Origin of the sequence: Bradyrhizobium arachidis (genome assembly GCF_015291705.1) — a bacterium.
Taxonomy (GTDB): domain Bacteria; phylum Pseudomonadota; class Alphaproteobacteria; order Rhizobiales; family Xanthobacteraceae; genus Bradyrhizobium; species Bradyrhizobium arachidis.
This window is the reverse complement of sequence record NZ_CP030050.1, coordinates 8,686,097-8,706,395: the sequence shown is the minus strand read 5'-3', so window position 1 is coordinate 8,706,395 and position 20,299 is coordinate 8,686,097. Positions and strand designations below refer to the sequence as shown.

At 64.6% G+C, this 20,299-nt stretch carries 21 protein-coding genes; 11 read left to right on the top strand and 10 right to left on the bottom strand.

Features of this window, described 5'->3' with window-relative positions; all coding sequences use genetic code 11:
* Nucleotides 1–133 precede the first annotated feature (133 nt).
* Genes WN72_RS41065 through WN72_RS41050 form a run of 4 tightly spaced genes read right to left on the bottom strand, consistent with a single transcriptional unit; the run spans nt 134 to nt 1,884 of the window.
* A complete protein-coding gene (locus WN72_RS41065; RefSeq protein WP_092215389.1) occupies nt 134–646 on the bottom strand; it encodes an SRPBCC family protein in 513 nt (170 codons plus the stop codon).
* Entirely contained in the window at nt 646–1,113 is a 468-nt protein-coding gene (locus WN72_RS41060) for an SRPBCC family protein (RefSeq protein ID WP_092215150.1), read from the bottom strand. The genes WN72_RS41065 and WN72_RS41060 overlap by 1 nt, the downstream gene beginning before the upstream one ends.
* Nucleotides 1,113–1,577, bottom strand: a complete 465-nt coding sequence (locus WN72_RS41055) for an SRPBCC family protein (RefSeq protein ID WP_092215149.1) — start codon at nt 1,575–1,577, stop codon at nt 1,113–1,115. Before WN72_RS41055 ends, WN72_RS41060 begins: the two co-directional genes overlap by 1 nt.
* A complete protein-coding gene (locus tag WN72_RS41050; RefSeq protein WP_092215146.1) occupies nt 1,570–1,884 on the bottom strand; it encodes an ArsR/SmtB family transcription factor in 315 nt (104 codons plus the stop codon). Before WN72_RS41050 ends, WN72_RS41055 begins: the two co-directional genes overlap by 8 nt.
* Before the next feature lie 195 nt (nt 1,885–2,079).
* On the opposite strand from WN72_RS41050, the gene WN72_RS41045 reads away from it, so the two are divergent.
* The 4 genes from WN72_RS41045 (at nt 2,080) to WN72_RS41030 (ending at nt 5,950) form a co-directional block, all read left to right on the top strand.
* Entirely contained in the window at nt 2,080–3,525 is a 1,446-nt protein-coding gene (locus WN72_RS41045; protein WP_092215144.1) for an LVIVD repeat-containing protein, read from the top strand.
* A 20-nt stretch (nt 3,526–3,545) separates the two neighbouring features.
* On the top strand, nt 3,546–4,061 hold the full coding sequence (locus WN72_RS41040) for a hypothetical protein (RefSeq protein ID WP_347337471.1): 516 nt from the start codon (nt 3,546–3,548) through the stop codon (nt 4,059–4,061).
* Between the two features lie 216 nt (nt 4,062–4,277).
* A complete protein-coding gene (locus WN72_RS41035) occupies nt 4,278–4,898 on the top strand; it encodes a LysE family translocator (protein WP_194482961.1) in 621 nt (206 codons plus the stop codon).
* Between the two features lie 68 nt (nt 4,899–4,966).
* Nucleotides 4,967–5,950, top strand: a complete 984-nt coding sequence (locus tag WN72_RS41030; RefSeq protein WP_092215140.1) for a DUF3592 domain-containing protein — start codon at nt 4,967–4,969, stop codon at nt 5,948–5,950.
* A gap of 94 nt (nt 5,951–6,044) precedes the next feature.
* Here WN72_RS41030 and WN72_RS41025 read toward each other — a convergent pair whose 3' ends face one another.
* Complete coding sequence (locus tag WN72_RS41025) at nt 6,045–6,848, bottom strand: N-formylglutamate amidohydrolase (protein ID WP_092215137.1); 804 nt, start codon at nt 6,846–6,848, stop codon at nt 6,045–6,047.
* Between the two features lie 201 nt (nt 6,849–7,049).
* Here WN72_RS41025 and WN72_RS41020 point away from each other — a divergent pair, with 201 nt between their 5' ends.
* Entirely contained in the window at nt 7,050–7,448 is a 399-nt protein-coding gene (locus WN72_RS41020) for a gamma-glutamylcyclotransferase family protein (protein ID WP_027563765.1), read from the top strand.
* A 177-nt stretch (nt 7,449–7,625) separates the two neighbouring features.
* Here WN72_RS41020 and WN72_RS41015 read toward each other — a convergent pair whose 3' ends face one another.
* A complete protein-coding gene (locus WN72_RS41015) occupies nt 7,626–8,189 on the bottom strand; it encodes a chlorite dismutase family protein (RefSeq protein ID WP_027563766.1) in 564 nt (187 codons plus the stop codon).
* Nucleotides 8,190–8,437: 248 nt separating this feature from the next.
* On the opposite strand from WN72_RS41015, the gene dnaG reads away from it, so the two are divergent.
* Nucleotides 8,438–10,444: a DNA primase gene (gene dnaG / locus WN72_RS41010; protein WP_092215135.1), complete on the top strand. Its 2,007-nt coding sequence runs from the start codon at nt 8,438–8,440 to the stop codon at nt 10,442–10,444.
* 376 nt (nt 10,445–10,820) lie between these two features.
* A complete protein-coding gene (gene rpoD / locus WN72_RS41005) occupies nt 10,821–12,962 on the top strand; it encodes an RNA polymerase sigma factor RpoD (RefSeq protein ID WP_027563768.1) in 2,142 nt (713 codons plus the stop codon).
* A gap of 113 nt (nt 12,963–13,075) precedes the next feature.
* Here rpoD and WN72_RS41000 read toward each other — a convergent pair whose 3' ends face one another.
* The 3 genes from WN72_RS41000 to WN72_RS40990 form a co-directional block, all read right to left on the bottom strand.
* Nucleotides 13,076–13,312 carry a hypothetical protein gene (locus tag WN72_RS41000; RefSeq protein WP_027563769.1) on the bottom strand — a complete coding sequence of 79 codons (237 nt, stop codon included), beginning with the start codon at nt 13,310–13,312 and terminating at the stop codon, nt 13,076–13,078.
* Between the two features lie 512 nt (nt 13,313–13,824).
* Complete coding sequence (locus WN72_RS40995; protein ID WP_092215133.1) at nt 13,825–14,151, bottom strand: hypothetical protein; 327 nt, start codon at nt 14,149–14,151, stop codon at nt 13,825–13,827.
* A gap of 190 nt (nt 14,152–14,341) precedes the next feature.
* Complete coding sequence (locus WN72_RS40990) at nt 14,342–15,271, bottom strand: OmpA family protein (protein ID WP_430640365.1); 930 nt, start codon at nt 15,269–15,271, stop codon at nt 14,342–14,344.
* Between the two features lie 151 nt (nt 15,272–15,422).
* On the opposite strand from WN72_RS40990, the gene WN72_RS40985 reads away from it, so the two are divergent.
* Nucleotides 15,423–16,229 carry a lytic murein transglycosylase gene (locus WN72_RS40985; protein WP_092215129.1) on the top strand — a complete coding sequence of 269 codons (807 nt, stop codon included), beginning with the start codon at nt 15,423–15,425 and terminating at the stop codon, nt 16,227–16,229.
* Nucleotides 16,230–16,331: 102 nt separating this feature from the next.
* On the opposite strand, the gene WN72_RS40980 is transcribed toward WN72_RS40985, so the two are convergent.
* Nucleotides 16,332–17,162, bottom strand: coding sequence for an SDR family NAD(P)-dependent oxidoreductase (locus WN72_RS40980; RefSeq protein ID WP_092215127.1), 831 nt, complete (start codon nt 17,160–17,162; stop codon nt 16,332–16,334).
* Between the two features lie 121 nt (nt 17,163–17,283).
* Between WN72_RS40980 and WN72_RS40975 the strand changes: the two genes are divergently transcribed.
* The 3 genes from WN72_RS40975 to WN72_RS40965 all read left to right on the top strand — a co-directional run bounded on the left by WN72_RS40975 (nt 17,284) and on the right by WN72_RS40965 (nt 20,289).
* A complete protein-coding gene (locus WN72_RS40975; protein WP_027563773.1) occupies nt 17,284–17,658 on the top strand; it encodes a response regulator in 375 nt (124 codons plus the stop codon).
* Between the two features lie 66 nt (nt 17,659–17,724).
* Nucleotides 17,725–18,336 (top strand): LysE family translocator, encoded by a 612-nt coding sequence (locus tag WN72_RS40970; RefSeq protein ID WP_092215125.1) that lies wholly within the window; start codon nt 17,725–17,727, stop codon nt 18,334–18,336.
* A gap of 750 nt (nt 18,337–19,086) precedes the next feature.
* Nucleotides 19,087–20,289, top strand: a complete 1,203-nt coding sequence (locus tag WN72_RS40965) for a GGDEF domain-containing protein (RefSeq protein WP_167380754.1) — start codon at nt 19,087–19,089, stop codon at nt 20,287–20,289.
* Nucleotides 20,290–20,299: the final 10 nt, after the last annotated feature.

The window sequence follows — 20,299 nt, the reverse complement described above, 5'->3', positions numbered from 1 at the left end:
CGCCCGAAGGGCGAGCCCGGAATCCATTCATCCACCAACTCCGTCGCTTGATGGATTCCGGGTCCGCGCGGAGCCTGTCATCGGGCCGCGCCTTGCGCGGACCCGGTGGCGCGCCCCGGAATGACCAATGCGCCTACGGCGTCTTGATCCCCATCGCCTTCAGCGCGTCGAGCATGCGCTGCGGCGGGCCCATTTTCACCACCAGCGGCTTGCCGGTCTCGAGCACGCTCTTGAGACTGGAGAGAATCGCGGGCCAGCCGGTGCGGCCGCCGGCGAGGATGTCGTCGCTGAGCGGCCGGTCGTGGCCTTCGCTCATAGTGAGACGCACCGCATCGCCGACCTGTTCGATGTCGTAGGTGACGAGCGTCGGCCCAAGCTTCTCCATCAGCTCGGGCCAGTTCACGTTGAACGTGACCGAGAGCTTTCGCGGCGGGTCGTAGGCGAGAACCTCGCCGCTGATGTGCAGGGCTCCATCAGGCGTGCGCACGATGAACGCGCCGCCAAGTCGCGGCTCGACCTCCACGCTATTGCCGAAGAAATAGAGCTTGCTGAACTCGGCCGAGGTCAGCGCCTCCCAGACTTTCTCCGGCGTCGAGGCGATGTAGATGGTGTAGACCGTCAGGGGCTTGAACTGATCGAGGTTCATCATTCAAATCCTTCGATGCCGAGTGCGGCTGGCGGGATCGCTGGCACCTTCCCGGTTTCCAGCAGGCTCTTGAGCCCAGACAGGATCGCCGGCCAGCCCCTTGAAATGCCGTCGAGCAGCTTGCTGCCGTCGGCGAAGCCTTCGTGGGTCACGGTCAGCTTCACGAGCGCGCCCCAGGGTTCGAGCGTGAAAACGACCTTGGTCGGCCCTTCGTTCCGCATGTCCTCGTCCACTTCGTGCTTGAAAGTGTAGGACAGGCGCCGCGGCGGAACGACCTCCAGGATCTCGCCGGTGTCGGTGGTCCTGCCGCTCATCACAAGCGCAATGGACGAGCCCACCTTCCAGTCCGACCTGACTTCGGTGTCGAACCAGTATTGCCGCGTGAACGCGCTGTCGGTCAGGGCCTCCCACAGCTTTTCCGGCGTGGTCTCGATATAGGTGACGTAGACGAATTCGGGGCGGGCCATCAGGCGGCATCCTTGGTCGGATAGGTCGGCGGAACGATCCCGATCGTGTGGCCGGTCTCGAGCAGGCTCTTCAGGTTCGACAGGACCATCGGCCAGCCGCCGGAGATGTCGCGCAGGGTCTTGCCGTCCTCGCCGAGCTCGTCATGCGTGACCGTCAGCTTGACGACCTTGCCGCGCGGCTCGAGATCGAAGGTGACGCGCGAGGTTCCTTCGCCGGCCCCTTCGGGTTTGCGATTGTACCAGCTATAGGCGAGCCGTCGCGTTGGATCGAAGGTGATGATCTCGCCTTCGACCGTCGGGTTGCCGTTGTTGGTGAAGCGATAAGGCGCGCCTTGCTTCCAGTCGGACGTGATGCGATGGCCGAACCAGTAGCGCTCGGTGAAATCGCCGTCGGTCAAGGCCTGCCACAGCGCCTCGGGCGTCGTCTCGATGTAGGTCACGTAGACGTAATTCGGCTTACTCATCGCGCTTCTCCAACTGGCGTTTCAACTCGCTGAGCGCGGCGAGCTTGCCGCGCTCGAACTTCTTGATCCAGCGCTCGCCGATCTGATGGATCGGCACCGGATTGAGGTAGTGCAGCTTCTCGCGGCCATGCCTGAGGGTCGTGACCAGGTTGGCCTCTTCGAGAATGACAAGGTGCTTTGTGACGGCCTGCCGCGTCATCGCGAGGCCTTCGCAAAGTTCGTTCAGCGTCTGGCCGTTTCTGGCGTGAAGCCTGTCCAAGAGCGAGCGTCGTGACGCGTCGGCGAGCGCTTTGAAGACCTCATCCATGGCGGAGATAATAGGCAACCAAATGGTTGCATGTCAAGTGCAGGTCATTCCCGGGCGAAGCGGGAATCTCGAGATTGCGGATAACCGCTGCGCGGTCTCCGGAATGACGTGCAAAAGAACGTGTCTTTGGCGCGCCTAAATTGCCGTGCTAGCGTTGAAGCTCAGCCAACACAGATTGGTTCCGGGAGGACTTTGATGTTCCGTTGCGTCCTGACTGCTGCCTGCCTCGTCCTTTTTGCCGGCAGCACTGTTGTCCACGCGCAAAAACAAACCATCGGCGCGCCGCCGGAAGCTTCCAACATGAAGCTGGTCGGCACCAACGACCTCCAGGCGCGCAGCGCCTATCAGCCGACCATCCATCACCAGGGCGATCGCTGGATCGCCTATATCGGCCATCATGGCGGCACCGACGATGTGCCGGCGCCCGTCAATCCGATGACGGGGCAGGCGGAGCCGAACGGGACCTCGATCGTCGACGTCACCGATCCCGCGCATCCCAAATATTTGCGGCATCTGCCGGGGCAGGAAGGCAAGTACGAATCCGGCGGCGCGCAAATGGTGCGGGTCTGCGACGGCAAATCGTTGCCGAAAGCCGATCCCAACGCGGTCTACATGCTGCGCACCTTCGGCAGCGAGGCGCATGAGATCTGGAATGTCGCCGATCCCGCCAATCCCGTGCTCCTCACGCGCATCGGGGGATTGAAGGACACTCACAAGAGCTGGTGGGAATGCGACACCGGCGTCGCCTTTCTCGTCTCGGGCGCGCCGGACTGGCGCACGCGGCGCATGACACAGGTCTATGATCTGAGCGATCCCGCGCATCCGCAGAAGATCCGCGACTTCGGCCTGCCCGGCCAGGAGCCTGGTTCGACCGGCGCGGTGCCGACCGAACTGCACGGGCCGATCTCGACCGGGCCGAACGGCAACCGCGTCTATTTCGGCTACGGCACCAACAAGGGCGGCATCTTGCAGATCGTCGATCGCGAGAAGCTGTTGAACGGTCCGAAGGAGCCGACGGCGGACAATCTGCGCTATCCCGAGATCGCGCGGATGCCGATGTCCGCCTTCAACGGCGCGCACACGACGTTCCCGATGCTCGACATGCCCGTCGCCGAGTTCGCCGAGGACAAGGATGGCAAGACGCGGGACATCGTCATGATCGTCGACGAGGCGATCCTCAACGAATGCGGCGAGGCGCGGCAGATGGTGTGGTTCGCCGACGTCACCACCGAGACGCGGCCGATGATGATCTCGAGCTACACCGTGCCGGAGGAGAGCGGGCGGTTCTGCCAGCGCGGCGGCCGGTTCGGCTCGCATTCGTCGAACGAGAGCATGGCGCCGGTCTATTACAAGAAGATGGCCTTCATCGCCTTCTTCAATGCCGGCGTGCGCGCGCTCGACATCCGCGATCCCTATCATCCGAAGGAAGTCGGCTACTTCATTCCCGCGATCACCGCGGCGACCGACAAGCGCTGCATTCCGGTCGAGGGCGGCGAGCGCTGCAAGGTCGCGATCCAGACCAACAATGTCGAGACCGATGATCGCGGCTACATCTACATCGTCGACCGCGCCAACACCGGTCTGCATATCCTCGAGCTGACGGGACCTGCCCGCACTGTTGCCGGCCTGCCGAAGAACTGACGATGCGGCGCGGGGCAATCATGCTGATGGTCATGCTGGCTCTCGGCGCGGCGTCGCGCGTGTGCGCAGATGAGACGGAACGCGTCGGGCAATGGCAGGAAATCAGTTGGCCGTTTCCCCGCGATGGCTGGCCGACGGGCCGCGCCTTCCGTTGCACCGCGGGCGGCTGCAATGGAGCCGAGCTCTACGCCCGCGCCAAGCGCGGCTTCTGCAATTGCGACACCGGCGTTGCCGATGACGACGAGGTCGACCGCGTCACCGACATCGATCTGATCAGCCCGCGCTTTGCGCCTGTCGCGACGGGAGAGGAGGTGGCGCTTGGCGAACTGCGTGGCCGCGCGAGGCGGTATGATCTCGACATGCCCGATGGTGTTCGTCACGCCTCGATCGGCGTCGCCGTCGCGCGTCGGTGCGATCTGTTCGTTGCGGTGATGCAGGGGCGTGGAGAGGCCGGTGCGATGCAGCGCGCGGCGCTCACGTTTCTGGAGACGCAGGAGATGAGGGGATGGATGGCTGCTGCGCTGGACGGGCGGTGAGGTCTCCACCACCTCCGCTGTCATACCCCGCGAAGGCGGGGTATCCAGTATTCCGCGGCTTCTCCGTATCCCACGAGCGCCGCGGAGTACTGGATCACCCGCCTTCGCGGGTGATGACACCGGTGATTGAGGAGCCGCAGTGCCACGCAGTGACGTCTTCCGTTCCCCTCCGTCCCATGCATTAATACAGGCAAACACCTCAGCCGAGTCCCGCCCATGATGTCCATGCAAGCCTATCTCGCCTTCGTCGCCGCCTGCATCGCGCTGGCGCTGCTGCCGGGGCCGATCGTCACCCTCGTCATCGCCAACGGCCTGCGCCATGGCACGCGCGCGGCGCTGACCAATGTCGCCGGCGCGCAAGCTGGCCTCGCCATCGTGATCGGCATCGTCGCGATCGGCCTGACCTCGCTGATGTCGACGATGGGCTACTGGTTCGACTGGGTGCGCTTTGCCGGCGCGGCCTATCTGGTCTGGCTCGGCATCAAGTTGATCTGGGCGCCGGTCGAGGGCGTCAATGTCGACGAGCCGCCGGCGCCGCCCCGCGGCGGCTTCTTCCTGCAAGGCTTCCTGGTGCTGCTGTCGAACCCGAAAGTGCTGGTGTTCTTCGGCGCCTTTATCCCGCAGTTCATGGACATGAGCCAGCCGCACTTTCCGCAAGTCGCATTGCTAGGCGTCACCTTCATGGTCACCGCCGTGATGACCGACGCGCTCTACGCCATCGCCGCCGGCCGCGCGCGAAAGTTCTTCTCGGCCCGCCGCACGCGGATGATGTCGCGCGTTTCCGGCGGCTTCATGATCGGCGGCGGTATCTGGCTGGCGCTGACCCGGGCCAAATGAGCTGCGTTGAACCTTCGTAGGCGGCGGTGCGTCCAAGGGAGCATTGCCGCTGACGAAGGGTTATTGCCGTGCCGAATTTACCGCCGCTGGTTTACGCGATGCTGCTCGCGCCGCTCGCGCTGATCCTGATTGCCGCTATCGTGAAGACCTGGCAGGCGCGCGAGGCGCGGAGCTGGCCGCAAGTCGCCGGCAAGGTGATCACATCCGTTGCCGAAGTTCGCGAGGTCAAGGTCTCCGACGACGAGCGCGAAGACGGCTTTCGCACCGAGAGCCGCAATTTTGCGAATGTGACTTACGAGTATGCGGTCGGCGGGCGCAAGCTGAGCTGCAACCGCATCTCGATCGGCGAGGACCTCGGCAATTTCCAGGTCGCCGAGAAGCTGGCGAAATATCCCGCCGGCAGCATCGTCACCGTCTACTACAATCCGAAGCATCCCGATCAGGCGGTGCTGGAGCGCGACCTGCCCAAGGGTCTGTGGGGCTGCCTTGGCATCGGTTCAGCGATCGTGATCGCCATCATCTTCGGCTCGGCCTTCGGCCTCAACCAGAGCTACCAATATCTCGCGCACCACATCGGGCGGCCCGATCTTGCCGGCCTCGTCATCGGCTTCGGCGCGTTCGGCCTCGTCATCGCGCTGATGGCGTGGGCGGTGCAGCGGCAGGCCTCGATGGCTACGCGCTGGCCGGTCGTGCCGGGCACCATCAAGCTGTCGGAGATGGAAGAGTATCACGAGGCCAGCGAGCCGGGCGAGGCGCGCGGCGTCGAGATGTTCGCGCGGCGCGTGTCCTACACCTACAGCTATCAGAATGTCCGCTACACCAATGAATGCGCGCGGGTCGCTGCGGAAACGCCGGCGGCATCGGGCAAGATGCTGGAGAGGCTGATGGCGCGCTACCAGGACGGCGCCACCGTCGAGGTGCGCGTCAATCCCGACAACCCTGCCGAGGCTACGCTGGATGCCCGCGGCGACGGCCGCTTCGCCTACGTGCTGTGGGGCATCGCCGCGATCTTTGCCGCACTGGCAGTGTTCGTCGCGACGCGGGGTGGTTGATTGGAAGCTTGCAGAATCGTCTTGCTCCGCTGCTCTCCCTCCCCCCGCAAGGGGGGGGAAGGGAACGCACTGCGTGTCGTGGCGGCACTTCGCTTTACACCAACAGCTCCGCCCGCAATTCCACCTCGATCGCCGCAAAAATCCTTCCCAGCCGCTCGGCCCATTGCTGCTGGCCGGATTGATCGGCGATGAGGTCCTGGCGGATCTCGATGCCGGTGTTGACGAGGCCGCGGGCTTCGCCGTGGACGGGGATGGTGTAGTCGCTGAGATCGCTCACAGCATAGGGCTCGTTGTCGCCGACGACGAGATCGCCTTCCTCGCGCAGATGTTTCAGCAAGAGCTGCGGCAGCACGGTGTCGCGGTTGTACAGCGCGCCGATGTGCCAGGGCCGCGCGACGCCGGCATAGACCGGCGTGAAGCTGTGCAACGACACCAGCACGGTCGGCCGCTTGTCACGCAAGCGGCGGTCGATCGCGGCATCGATGCGATGATGATAGGGCTCAAAAATCTCGCGCCGCCGTGCCGCCCGCTCGCTCTCGGAGATGCCTTCGTTGCGCGGGATTCTGGTGGCTTCGGAGATCACGGGGATCGAGCTCGCAACGCCGGGCGAGCGGTTGCAGTCGATCACCAGCCGCGAATAGCGCTGCGCGATCAGATGCGCATCCAGCATTTTTGCCAGCCGCTCGGCGACGCCGGCAATGCCGATGTCCCAGGCGATGTGCCTCGTCAGCTCGCTCTCGGCGACGCCGAGATCGCCCAGCGCGCGCGGCAGCACCCGTCCGTAATGATCGGAGGTGAGCAGGAACGGCGATGCGCCTTCCGCATTCACCTCATGCACTGGTGGAATGTCCCCCTCGCCAAGAAGTTGATCGGCCGTGTCGACTGCGTCCAGCGTCATTCCTGATTGCCTACGGAAAATGCAATTGCCCCTCGAAATCAGGCAGGAATCGCCTGTCCGAAATTGATCCGGCTTGCCGGACGATGCCGTCACCCGCGATTCATCTCAAGACCGAATATCGCGCACTCCCGCTCTTGACCACGGCGACATTTACGAGGCGCGACGCTGTCGCTTCGCGTGATTGGCGGTTATAGACACCCGATGACCTCCGATCGTCTCTTCGTCTACGGCACCCTGATGCGCGGCTTCGACCATCCGATGGCGCGGCTGCTCGCGGGCCATGCGGATTTCCTGGGTGAAGCAACCTGCCGCGGCCGGCTCGTCCTGGTGAAGCATTATCCTGGCCTGCTGCTGTCGGATGCGGCCTCCGACATCGTCCATGGCGAGCTGTTTCACCTGCGCGTGCCCGACGAGCTGCTGGCCGAGCTCGACATGTACGAGGCCTGCGGCGAAGGCTTTCCGGAGCCGACGGAATATCTGCGCCAGCTGATCGACGTGACAGGCGCAGATGGCAGCACAGGCAAGGCCTGGACCTACATCTACAACTGGCCCGTCACTGATCTGCCGCGCATCGAGTCCGGGCGGTTTCTCGAACACTGACAGCGGATGCTTGCTTCACCTCTCCCCGCCTGCGGGTCGGATCGCTCTTGCGATCCGGGTGAGGGGGTACAGGTCCATCGCCGATCTCGCGTGTGGAGAGAAGCCCCTCACCCCAACCCTCTCCCCGTAAGAACGGGGCGAGGGGGCGCGCCGCCGTCGGGGCGGGCAGTTCGATCATCAGGCAGACAGCACTTCCTTCACCACGCGCACGTCGACCTCGTGCTCGACGTAAGTCCATTCCTCGGTCTGCCTGAGCATTCCCACCAGCTCCTCGAACAGCGCGGCGTCCGCCGGCGCGAATTCGAACCAGGTCAGGAAATCGAAGGGGCCGCCGAGGTCGCGGCAATGATAGAGCTGGCGAGCGATCGCGGGCAGGAAGCGAAGGCTACTTGCGATGTGGTGCGACTTGTCCTCAAAAATCTTGCGGCGCTCTTCCTGCGTCAGCTCCCACCAGGCGTCCGATTTGCGGATCGGGATCAGCGCCGCGCTGGTTGCCTCGGGACGGCCGAGCCCGGCCTGCACGGCCACGAGCTGATCCTTTTCGGCCCGCTCGGTGTAGCGCAAGCTGGAGGGCACCCCGGCCAGTCGCCAGGCATTGCGCGAGGGCACCAGCGGCAACGAGACGGCCTCGCTGTCGGTGACCGACAGCGCCGGCATGAAGGGCAGGGGCTCGCCCGTCACCGGTGAAATCGAGGTGACGCGCCAGCCCCCGCTGTGACCGCCTCGAAAGGTCCTGAACATGGGCGTATGGAAGCGTGGAACCGGGCGGGGTTCAAGCCTTGGTACCGTCATTGGTCCCATCATCCTGAGGTACTCACGTTGCATAACGGTGTGAGCCTCAAGGCGGAGGGCGCCCAGGGAATGACGGAAACGCCCTGTGAATAGGTCGAATAAGCCGGATAACCCGCCTAAACCTGACTTCTGGCCGGCCCGCACCTATATCCCTGATCCTTCGCCCGACTCACCCCGGTTTGCGCTACACCCACGCCATGCGCTTCACGCCCCAGTTCCTCGACGAGCTTCGTGCCCGGCTTTCGGTCTCCGAGGTCGTGGGCAAGCGCGTCAAGCTGAAGAAGGCCGGGCGGGAGTGGAAGGGGCTGTCGCCGTTCCAGCAGGAGAAGACGCCGTCCTTCTACGTCAACGACCAGAAGGGATTTTACCACGACTTCTCCTCCGGCAAGCACGGCGACATCATCACCTTCGTGATGGAGACCGACGGGCTGCCGTTCGCGGAAGCCGTCGAGCGGCTCGCGGGCATGGCGGGCCTGCCGCTGCCGGCGGTGACGCCGGATGCGGCGCGGTTCGAGCAGCGGCGCAAGTCGCTGCATGACGTCATGGATCTCGCGGCGAAATTCTTTGCGGAAACGCTGGCCTCACGCGTCGGTGCCAAGGCGCGCGGCTATCTCGCCGACCGCGCGATCTCGCCGGCGACGCAGTTGCAGTTTCGGCTCGGCTATGCGCCGCCGGATCGCTTCGCGCTGAAAGAGCATCTCGGCAAGCTCGGCATCTCCGTCGACGACATGGTCGAGACCGGGCTGCTCGTGGCAGGCAACGACATTCCCGTTCCTTACGACCGCTTCCGCGATCGCGTGATGTTTCCGATCACGGATTTGCGCGGCCGCGTCATCGCCTTCGGCGGGCGCGCGCTGGAGAAGGACGTTCCGGCAAAATACCTGAATTCGCCGGAGACGCCGCTCTTTCACAAGGGCGACAATCTCTACAATCACCAGACCGCGCGCAAGGCCACGCATGATGGTAGCGCGCTGATCGTGGTCGAAGGCTATGTCGACGTCATCGCCATGGTCACCGCGGGCTTTGCCGGCAGCGTCGCGCCGCTCGGCACCGCGCTGACCGAGAGCCAGCTCGCGCTGCTCTGGAAGATGGCGGACGAGCCGATCCTCTGCTTCGACGGCGACCGCGCCGGGCAGAAGGCGGCTTATCGTGCTGCCGATCTCGCGCTGCCGTTTCTCGCGCCGGGAAAAAGCCTGCGCTTTGCGCTGCTGCCGGAAGGGCAGGACCCCGACGATCTCGTGCGCTCGGGTGGGCGCGGCGCGATCGAGGAGGTGATCTCAGCGGCCCGTCCGCTCGCCGACATGATCTGGTCGCGCGAGCTCGAAGGCGGCAATTTTGCCACCCCCGAGCGCCGTGCCGCGCTGGAGGCCCGCATCAAGGAGCTCACGAACGGCATCCGCGACGAGGTGGTGCGGCGCTATTATCGCGACGATTTCGTCGAGCGGCTTCAGCGCACCTTCGCCCCCGAGGGCGGGCGCGGCTTTGGCGGCCGGGGCAATTTCCGGCCCGGTCAGGGCGGCCGGCCGTTCCAGCCTAGGGGCGGTGCGAATCGATTCGGCGGCCAGGGATTCGGCGGCCAAGGCCGCCGCGGCCCGCCCGGTCCGACCCTGCTGCCCTCCGGCCCCTACCAGGCGGCGAGCCCGCAGCTGGCGGCCAGCCCGATCATGAAGGGCCAGCGCAGCGCCATCTCCCGCCGGGAGGCCCTGATCCTGCAATGCCTGATCAACCATCCCTGGCTGCTGCATGAGCACCTCGAGGAGATCGCCGCCCTGGAGCTGGCCCATCCCGAGGCCCACAAGCTCAGGGCCGGAATCATCGCCGCCTTCGCCAACGACCATCACCACTCCCCGGACCCCGAGGAGCAGGCCGAGAAGATGCGCGGCGACCTCGAAAAGAGCGGTTTTTCGCAGGTCCTTCAAAGGGTTGAGAATGCCATCACCACCGCGGCGGTGTTTGGCGCCCGCGAAGGCGCGGCGCGTGACGACGTTCTTGCCACCTGGCACCAGCTCGTTGCCTTGCATCGGCAATACCATTCACTACTTAGAGAGCTGAAGGACGCCGAGCTGGCCTTGGGGGAAGACCCCAGCGAGGCCAATTTGGCGTGGCTGCGTGACGTGAAGGCTCGGCTGGCCGAGGTCGACGGTACCGAGGCCCTGATCGAGGGTTTTGGCGAGCTGTCGGGCCGGTTCCAGAAGAGCGTGTGATGAAAGAATCATGCGGACGGCTGGGGCCGGAACCGCTAAAAGACTCGCCAAATCCAAGGTTTGGCGGCAAAAACAGGGTTAATCGAGGCTTAACGGTCTTGTAGCACTTTGGCCACCAGGCGGCCGCAGGCAGAACAGACGCGTCAGGAATGAATCCGCGCAATCGCTGTTGGCACTACACCTGCATCCGCTGCGACAAAGAGGCTCACGAAGCGTTAGGCAAATCCGGCGAGAGAGAGTTGGGGGTGGCGAGAGACACGTGCGCCGCCTTTTCCGTGTCGAGAGCTGCCGAAGCGAGAGCGTCGAGCAACAGGTTCAAGTGGATTCACGCGGGGCGCGGCGATCGTCTCGCATGAAGCGCGTTTAGGAGCAATGGATGGCCACCAAGGCAAAGACGCTGCAGGCGAAGGACAAGGAAAAAGACGACAAGGCAGCGGATGCTCCCGAGAAGGATTCCCAGGACGCGCCCTCGCCGTTGCTCGATCTGTCTGACGCGGCAGTGAAAAAGATGATCAAGCAGGCCAAGAAGCGCGGCTTCGTGACCTTCGATCAGCTCAATGAAGTTTTGCCGTCCGACCAGACCTCGCCCGAGCAGATCGAGGACATCATGTCCATGCTCTCGGACATGGGCATCAACGTCACCGAAGCCGACGACAGCGAGGGCGAAGAAGAGAAGGACGAGGGTGACGACGAGACCGATAACGAGCTCGTCGAGGTCACCCAGAAGGCCGTCACCGAGGTCAAGAAGAGCGAGCCGGGCGAGCGCACCGACGATCCGGTGCGCATGTATCTGCGCGAGATGGGCACGGTCGAGCTGCTCTCCCGCGAAGGCGAAATCGCGATCGCCAAGCGCATCGAGGCCGGCCGCGAGGCGATGATCGCGGGTCTGTGCGAAAGCCCGCTGACCTTCCAGGCCATCATCATCTGGCGCGACGAGCTCAACGAGGGCAAGATCTTCCTCCGCGACATCATCGATCTCGAAGCGACCTATGCCGGCCCCGACGCCAAGGGCGGCATGAACACCGCGATGATCGGCGCCCCCACCGGCGAGAACGGCGAAGCGCCGGCTGAAGGCGGCGAGGCTGTCGCCGCCACCGCTGCTGCGCCCGCGCATGTCGCCCCGCCCGCGGCGCCCCCGTCGCCGACCCCGTTCCGCGCCGCGCCCGCCGCCGGTGAAGAAGGCGGCGAGGAGAAGGATCCGGGCGAGGCCGCGGCCGAAGCCGACATGGACGACGACGAGTTCGAGAACCAGATGTCGCTTGCCGCCATCGAGGCGGAGCTCAAGCCGAAGGTCGTCGAGATCTTCGACAAGATCGCCGACAGCTACAAGAAGCTGCGTAAGCTTCAGGAGCAGGACATCCAGAACCAGCTCCAGAACGAGTCGCTCTCGCCGCATCAGGAGCGCAAGTACAAGAAGCTGAAGGACGAGATCATCGTCGAGGTGAAGTCGCTGCGCCTCAATCAGGCCCGCATCGACAGTCTCGTCGAGCAGCTCTACGACATCAACAAGCGCCTCGTCTCGCATGAGGGCCGCCTGATGCGCCTCGCCGATAGCCATGGCGTCGCGCGCGACGACTTCCTGCGCAACTACACCGGCTCGGAGCTCGATCCGCGCTGGCTCAACCGTGTCTCGAAGCTTTCGGCCAAGGGCTGGAAGAACTTTGTCCACCACGAGAAGGACCGCATCAAGGATCTCCGTCACGAGGTGCATCAGCTCGCCGCGCTGACCGGCCTCGAGATCGTCGAGTTCCGCAAGATCGTGCACTCCGTGCAGAAGGGCGAGCGCGAAGCACGCCAGGCCAAGAAGGAGATGGTGGAAGCCAACCTCCGTCTCGTGATCTCGATCGCCAAGAAGTACACCAACCGCGGCCTGCAGTTCCTCGACCTGATCCAGGAAGGCAACATCGGCCTGATGAAGGCCGTTGATAAGTTCGAGTACCGCCGCGGCTACAAGTTCTCGACCTACGCCACGTGGTGGATTCGGCAGGCGATCACTCGCTCGATCGCCGACCAGGCGCGCACCATCCGCATCCCCGTGCACATGATCGAGACGATCAACAAGATCGTGCGCACGTCGCGCCAGATGCTCAACGAGATCGGCCGCGAGCCGACCCCGGAAGAGCTCGCCGAGAAGCTCGGCATGCCCTTGGAGAAGGTCCGCAAGGTCCTCAAGATCGCCAAGGAGCCGCTCTCGCTGGAGACGCCCGTCGGTGACGAAGAGGATTCACATCTCGGCGATTTCATCGAGGACAAGAACGCGATCCTGCCGATCGACGCCGCGATCCAGTCGAACTTGCGCGAGACCACCACGCGCGTGCTCGCCTCGCTCACCCCGCGCGAAGAGCGTGTGCTCCGCATGCGCTTCGGCATCGGCATGAACACCGACCACACGCTGGAAGAAGTCGGCCAGCAGTTCTCGGTGACGCGCGAGCGTATTCGTCAGATCGAAGCGAAGGCGCTGCGCAAGCTGAAGCATCCGTCGCGGTCAAGGAAGCTGCGGTCGTTCCTGGATAACTAATTCGGATCGTCATGCCCGGGGTTGCCCCGGGCATTCATCCAAACGAAAACGGCGGGCCAAAAGCCCGCCGTTTTTCTTTTGCGCTGTCGCTTCGCGCCTCTCGCGGGCTGCGCCTACTTCTTCTTCGCCCCCACCCGCTCGATCCTCTTGATCTCGAGCGCCGGCCGTCCGCTCTTTTCCGCGATCTCGCGGTCCTGCTCCATGATGAAGCCGCGCGCGGGTTCGTCGCCGTCGAGGCCGCCGAGCAGCTCGGCGGGGACGCGGCGGTTGGAGCGTTGGGAATCGTCCTCATAGACGACGTTGAAGAAGGCGAATTCGCCTTTGGGATTGGTTCCGGGTTTCTTGGCCATGGCGGCTTGTCGTCGATCAGCGCGCCGCAGTCAAATGACTTCGCGACTTGTCAAACGCGAAAGTGAGCGGGTGCCGCTCTCGCCACCGATCGACAACATCTGTTCGTGAGATTGAAGCGCCCGGCGTTTCGCGAGGTTCGATGCGCGCCCTCAATAAACGGCGGGCCGCGAAAGCCCGCCGTTTATTTTTGGTCTTCAGCGTCGCCCGGGGCTGGCAGGGCGACAACCTAAAATAGAAGACTATAGCTTGCGTCAGGCGGTGGCAAGACAAATCGTGGGAACGCCGATGTCAACGAGCGAAGCAGATATGCGCTGGTCTTGGCGTCGAGTTCCAATGCAACATCGAAGCAATTGATTGAATCACCAACGCAGTTTGTTCAGGTTCGCGGCTCTTGCAATGCAACGAGAGCGTTGCGCCTTGCAGGAATGCGCAATGATTTGCACGGCCTTCCGTCTGCGTGCGGATCGCGTACTAACATATGTTAATGGCAACGGCGCCACGCGGCGTGCGTTCACCTTGTCCGGGCGCGCTGCGCCAGCTCCTGAACGAGGAGTTGCGATCTGCGACCGCCGCCACGTCCTCCATCATCGTCCTTGCGTCCCTGCGCCATGATCGCGCTGCCCATCGCCGCAGAACCGAAGGTGATGAGGAAGGACGCTAGCAGCAGCCCGAGCGCGATGCCGCCGGCGCGGTCGGCGAAGATCAGCTCGCGCAGATGTCCGGGGTTGAGCCAGAGCAGTCCGCCCACGAGCAGCACTGCGGCGCAGGCGCCGATCGCGAGGTTGATGGCGAGCAGGCGGAAGAGCGGGATGCGGAGCAGGGAGGGGCGAGTCGGCATGACTGATTGCCTCATGCTGGATCGACGCATCGGCTGACAGCGCCGCACAAGCATCGACATCATAGCGAAAGCTCTCACCGCCGTCATTCCAGGGCGCGCGTAGCGCGAGCCCGGATCTACGTACCCACCAACCCTGCCGCGCGATGGATGCCGGGCACGCCCTTCGGGCGCCCCGGAATGACGAGAGGAGTTACGGCGCCACCAGCTCGACCCGCCGGTTCAGCGCGCGGCCGGCGTCCGTTGCGTTCGAGCCGACCGGCGCCAGAAGGCCGACGCCGGCGGTGCGCAGCCGCGTCTGCGCGATGCGAAAGCTCTTCACCAGCTCCGCCGCGACCGCCTCCGCGCGGCGCTTCGACAGGTCGAGATTGTATTCGTACGGGCCCTGGCTGTCGGTGTGGCCGACGATGAAGACGCTCAGCTGCGGCTGGCTCGTCAGCAGCTTTGCGATCTGCTCCAGCGTTGGGCGGCTTTCGGGTTTAAGCACCGCTTTGTCGGTGTCGAAGTAGATGCCATAGAGCGCGATGTGGCCGGTCTCACCAAGGCCTTTGGCCATCGCGGCGGCATCCACCATCTTGTTGGCGATCGCACCCAGCTCGGCGACGGTGACCTGCGCATAGATGTCCTGGTTGTTCTGGCTGACAAGGACGCTGGCATAGGTCTCGCGGCCGCCTTCGCTCTTGCGGCCGGCGAAATAGCGGTAGTTGAAGCCGTCGACCCACATCTGCGGCACCGGGAGCGTGTCGACGCTTTCGGTGAAGGGGATGGCGCCGCAGGCATCGGTGTCGCAGGCAAGCAAATTCTCGAAGCCGGCTTTGGCCAGCTGCGTCTCGAAGTTGCGCGACACTTCCAGGATCGAGGGGCCGGGATTGGTGCGATAGGCGATGCGGACAATGCGGCCCTCGAGCCGCCGCGCATCAGTCGGCTGGCCATCCTTGAAAGGCGCCGCCTGCATCCGCGCCGCGTCAAAATCCTTCACGACATAGCCGGTGATGACGCTGCCGGCGAAGCGGCCGATGCCGGGATAGTCGCGCCCTCCTGCGATATCGCGCGTCTGCGCGGAGGCGGCGGTGTGGAGCGAGAGCAGAGCGAGGACGGCGAGCATCCGGCAGGGAATGGGCATGGTCATCTCGATCGGTTGGGGCAGGTGGAGCGCTGCTCCTTAGTCGCGCCCGCGCCACGATCGGTTCTGGCGGGTTTGCCGCTTTGACGCGAATCCGGTTCCCGGGCATGATCGCGCCGCTTCCACGCATTGTCCCTAAGGATTTTCCCATATGTTGAGACCGCTTCTTGCCGCCGCCTCCATCCTCTTGCTGGCCGGCGGATCGGCGCAGGCTGCGCGCTGCGGCGGCGACTTCAACAGCTTCGTCGCCAGCATGGCTGCAGAGGCGCAAGGAGCCGGCGTCTCGGCGAGCGTGACCAGCGCGGCCTTCAGCGGCATCACCCAGGACGGCGCGGTGCTCGCCTTCGATCGGCGCCAGCGCTACACGTTCAACAAGAGCTTCGAGCAGTATGTCTCGACCCGCGTCGGCGCCGGCCGCATCAATGGCGGCCGCGCGCTGCTCCAGCGTCATGCCGCGCTGCTTTTGCGCATCGAGCAGCAGTTCGGCGTGCCCCGGCAGATCCTGGTCGCGATCTGGGGGCTGGAGAGCGATTTCGGCAAGGGCGACATCGGCAAGCTGCCGGTGATCCGCACGCTGGCGACGCTCGCGCATGATTGCCGCCGCACCGATCTGTTCCAGGGCGAGCTGCTCGCTGCGCTCAAGATCGTACAGCGCGGCGACCTGCCGCTGCGCGACCTCATCGGCGCCTATGCCGGCGAGATCGGCCAGACCCAGTTCCTGCCGTCGTCCTACATTAAATACGGCGTCGACTTCGACGGCGACGGCCATGTCGATCTTCGCCATAGCGTCCCCGACGTGCTCGCCTCGACCGCGAACCTCTTGCACACCAACGGCTTCAAGATGGGCCAGCCCTATGGGGAGGGCACCGCCAATTTCGAGGCGATGCGCGAGTGGAACAGGGCGGTGGTGTACCGGAAGACGATCGGCTATTTCGCGGACCGGCTGATGGGGCAGTAGGGGCGCATTGCTTGTAGGATGGGTAGAGCGAAGCGAAACCCACCGCGCACCCTCCTCGCGGAAGCAGGATGGGTTTCGCTGCGCTCTACCCATCCTACGAATTCAATTCCCCTTCGCCATCTTCTCCAACCGCCGCTGCAACGGCGCCCAATAGGTCCCCGGGCGGAAGCGCTGGAGCAGGTCCATGAAGCGGGCGTCGTTGCCGATCAGGATGCGCGGCTCGTTCCTTTCGATGCCCCTGATGATGCGCAGCGCCGCGTCCTTCGGCGTGGTCTTCGCCGCGGTCTCGAACCGCTCGATCATCTGCGAGCGGCGGGCATTGTCGGTCACGCCGACGCCTGTGCGTGAAGAGCGCGCAATCGCGGTGGCGACCCCGCCGGGATGGACGACCGACAGCTTGACGGGACTGCCTGCCACCGCCAGCTCGTGCCGCACGCTCTCGGAAAAGCCGCGCACCGCGAATTTCGCGGCCGCATAGGCCGATTGCCCGGGCGGGGCGATGATGCCGAAGATCGAGGAGAGGTTGACGATATGCGCCTCTGCCTGCGTCTTCAGATGCGGCAGGAAGGCGCGCGTGCCGTGCACCACGCCCCAGAAATTGATGTCGAACAGCCACTTCATCTGCGCCTGGTCGATCTCTTCGAACGTTCCCAGCAGCGCCACGCCGGCGTTGTTGACGACGATGCTGAGCACAGGATGCGCCGCGATCGCATCGGTCGCGAACTGCGCGATGTCGCTCGCTTCGCCGACATCGACGCGGTGCACGCTCACCTTGCGCTCTCCTCCGATCTCCGCAGCGAGCGACTTCAGCCCGGCCTCGTCGCGATCGGCGAGCGCAAGATCGCAGCCGCGCCCGGCGAGCTCGATTGCGAGCGCGCGGCCGATGCCGCTGGCGGCTCCCGTGATGGCGGCAGCGCCACGAATCGCAGTCATGATGTTCCCCCGTCAAGCCCCTGCTGATGGAACCATGATTTACATTTTTTTGAAACGAAACCGAACCGTAGCCTCCCCCGGTTTTTAACATACGTTACGAGACCAAGCATTGGAGACGCTGATGGGACAAGCAAAACCATTTCGCGCGACAGCGCTGATCGTTGAAGACGACGTCATGCAGCGGGAGATGCTGTGTGTCCTATTGGAAGAGAGCGGCTACCGGGTGATCCAGTGCGAAAGCGCCGAGGCCGCCGAGCGCATCCTCGACAAGAGCGCGGGCGCGCTTTGCCTGATGATGACCGACGTGCAGCTCGCCGGCCGCATGAACGGGGTCGAGCTCGCGCACGTCGCCAAGGATCGCAACCCCCGGCTCGACGTGGTCGTCACCTCCGGCCGTCCCCTGAAACAGCCCCTGCCTGATGGCGCGAAATTCTGGGCCAAGCCCTGGGCGCCGCTCGATGTGTTACGCGAGGCCGAGCTCGCGCAGCTGTCCTGAGGGGCCAATGTTCTGGGAGCGAGGGTCCGGCTTTCGTGCCGCGAGGCGGACTGATAAGGTCCGCCCATGACCTGGTCCTTCCTGCTCACCTCGCTGATCGTCGTCGCCTCGCCCGGCACCGGCGTGCTCTACACATTGGCGGCGGCGTTGACGCGTGGCTCGCGCGCCAGCGTCGCGGCCGCCTTCGGCTGCACGCTCGGGATCGTGCCGCACATGATGGCGGCGATGCTCGGGCTTGCCGCCGTGCTGCACACCAGCGCGCTCGCTTTCGCCGCGCTGAAATGGTGCGGCGTGCTCTATCTGCTCTACATGTCCTGGCAGGCGCTGCGTGAGACGGGAGCGCTCGCGGTCGAGAGCAGGATCAAGGAGCGGTCAGCCGGCCGCGTCATCGTCACCGGCTTTCTGATCAACATCCTCAATCCAAAACTGTCGATCTTCTTCCTCGCCTTCCTGCCGCAGTTCATCGCCGCGGACGAGGCGCATGTGCTGGCGCGGATGCTGGAATTGAGCGGCGCCTTCATGGCGATGACCTTTGCCGTGTTCGTCATCTACGGCCTCTGCGCCGCCTCCGTGCGCGAGCGCGTGATCTCCCGCCCCGCCGTGATGACCTGGCTGCGCCGCAGCTTTGCGGCCGGCTTTGCCGCGCTCGGTGCCAAGCTGGCATTTGCGGAGCGGTAGGCTCTTCACCTCTCCCCACTGCCTTCTTCACCTCTCCCCGCCTGCGGGGAGAGGTCGCATCCGATCGCAGATGGGATGCGGGTGAGGGGGACAGGTCCATCGACGATCTCGCATGTTGAGAGAAGCCCCTCAGCCCAACCCTCTCCCCGTAAGAACGGGGAGAGGGAGAAACAGCAGCGGAACGCGCCAAATAAAAAAGCGGGCCTGTTGCCCGCCACCTTCAAACCAGCCTGACCCGATACCCGGGCGGAGCGAGGCTCCACCCGGGCAAAGAAAAAGAAGCCTCGTTACTTCTTCTTCGCCTTCTTGGCCTTCTTCGCCTTCTTCTTCGCCGCCTTCTTCGCTTTCTTAGCCATAGTATCCTCTCAAAGGGTTCATGGTTAAACGCGACACGAGGGATGCTCGGCGGAGGGCCAGCCTCGCAACATCCTCGATGACAAACTCAGCAGATTCGCAGCTTTCTGCCCCGCGCTGTCACATCGGTGTCATCGCGTTATCCACAGCTCAGATGCATTTTGGGGTGATTTTGGCCCGCGAATCCGCATCGAAGCGGCGCCGGCGGCATGGCTAACGATCCGGCAACGGGCGCTCGCCGTTCATGAATCCAAAACCAAAGGCGCGCTTTGACGGATCGCGGTGAGACTCCGTTAAGTGCAGGCGCGCATTCTTCTCCGCAAGAAAACGGGGATGGGTCATGGACGGACGGCTGCCACGGACGGGGGGCGGGACGCTGCACGCGCCGCACGCGCCATGCTGAACGTTCCGACACTCTGGACCGTCTTCGTCGTCAACTTCCTGGCGCTCGGCCTGATCTGGGCCTATGTGGCGCGCTCCTATCCGAAATTCGCCGCCGCACGGTTCTGGATGGCATCAGCCTTCGTCGGCGCCGCCGGCGCCACGACGGCCCTGGCCCGCCTGTTCGTCGCCTCGCCCTTGCCGCTTCTGCTCGGCGCTGCCGGGGTCATCGCAGCGAGCTGCCTCGCCGCGATGGGCATCCAGCGCTTCTACGACCGGCCGGTCTCCTGGCGCGCCATGGGTGGGGTGGGCGCGTTGAGCCTCACCGGCGTCGTGGTCTTCATGGTCGGCTTCGAGCACATGCAGCTGCGGATGCTCAGCTACACGCTGGGCCAGGCCCTGCCGCTTGTGCTCGCGCTGCATCTGCTGTTGTCGCCGCCGGAGGGCCGCGTCAGTCCGGGCGCGCGTCTGTCCGCCATCGTCATTTTCGCCATCATCGCGATCTTCCTCGTCCGCGCCGGCGGCAATCTGCTCGGCTACGATTTCTCGGCAAGGGCTGGCGGCCAGGCCCATGCCGTCATGGTGCTGGTGCTGCTGTTCCTGTCGATGACGCTCAATTTCGGCTTCCTCCTGATGGCGATGGACCGCCTGCGGGGCGAGGTCGCCGACCTCGCGCTGCTCGACGATCTCACCGGCGTCGCCAACCGGCGGCATTTGTTGCAGCGCCTGTCCGAGGAATGCGCCCGCTCGGAGCGCAGCGGCGAGCCGTTCTCGCTGCTGGTGATCGACCTCGACGGCTTCAAGACCATCAACGATACCCATGGCCATGCCGCCGGCGATGCCTGCCTGCGGCACTTCACCCTGATGGCGCAGACGCGCCTGCGGCCCGGCGACATGCTCGCCCGCACCGGTGGCGACGAGTTCTGCGTCGTGCTGCCGTCCTCCTCCTTGCGCGAAGGAGCGATGATCGCCCGCCGCGTGCTCGAGGTGTGCCGGCAGGATGCCGCGAGCTGCACCGGCACCGACATCCCGATCGCGATCTCGATCGGCGTTGCCGAGTGGGACCGCAGCGTCGGCCAATTCCCGGATAGGCTGATCGCATATGCCGACCACGCGCTCTATGCCGCCAAGAAGAACGGCAAGAACGATTTTGCGGTTTACGATCCGGCCCCGCCGCTCGCACCCGAACCCGTCGAGAGCAAGCGCACATTCGCGTAAAGCCTGCTAC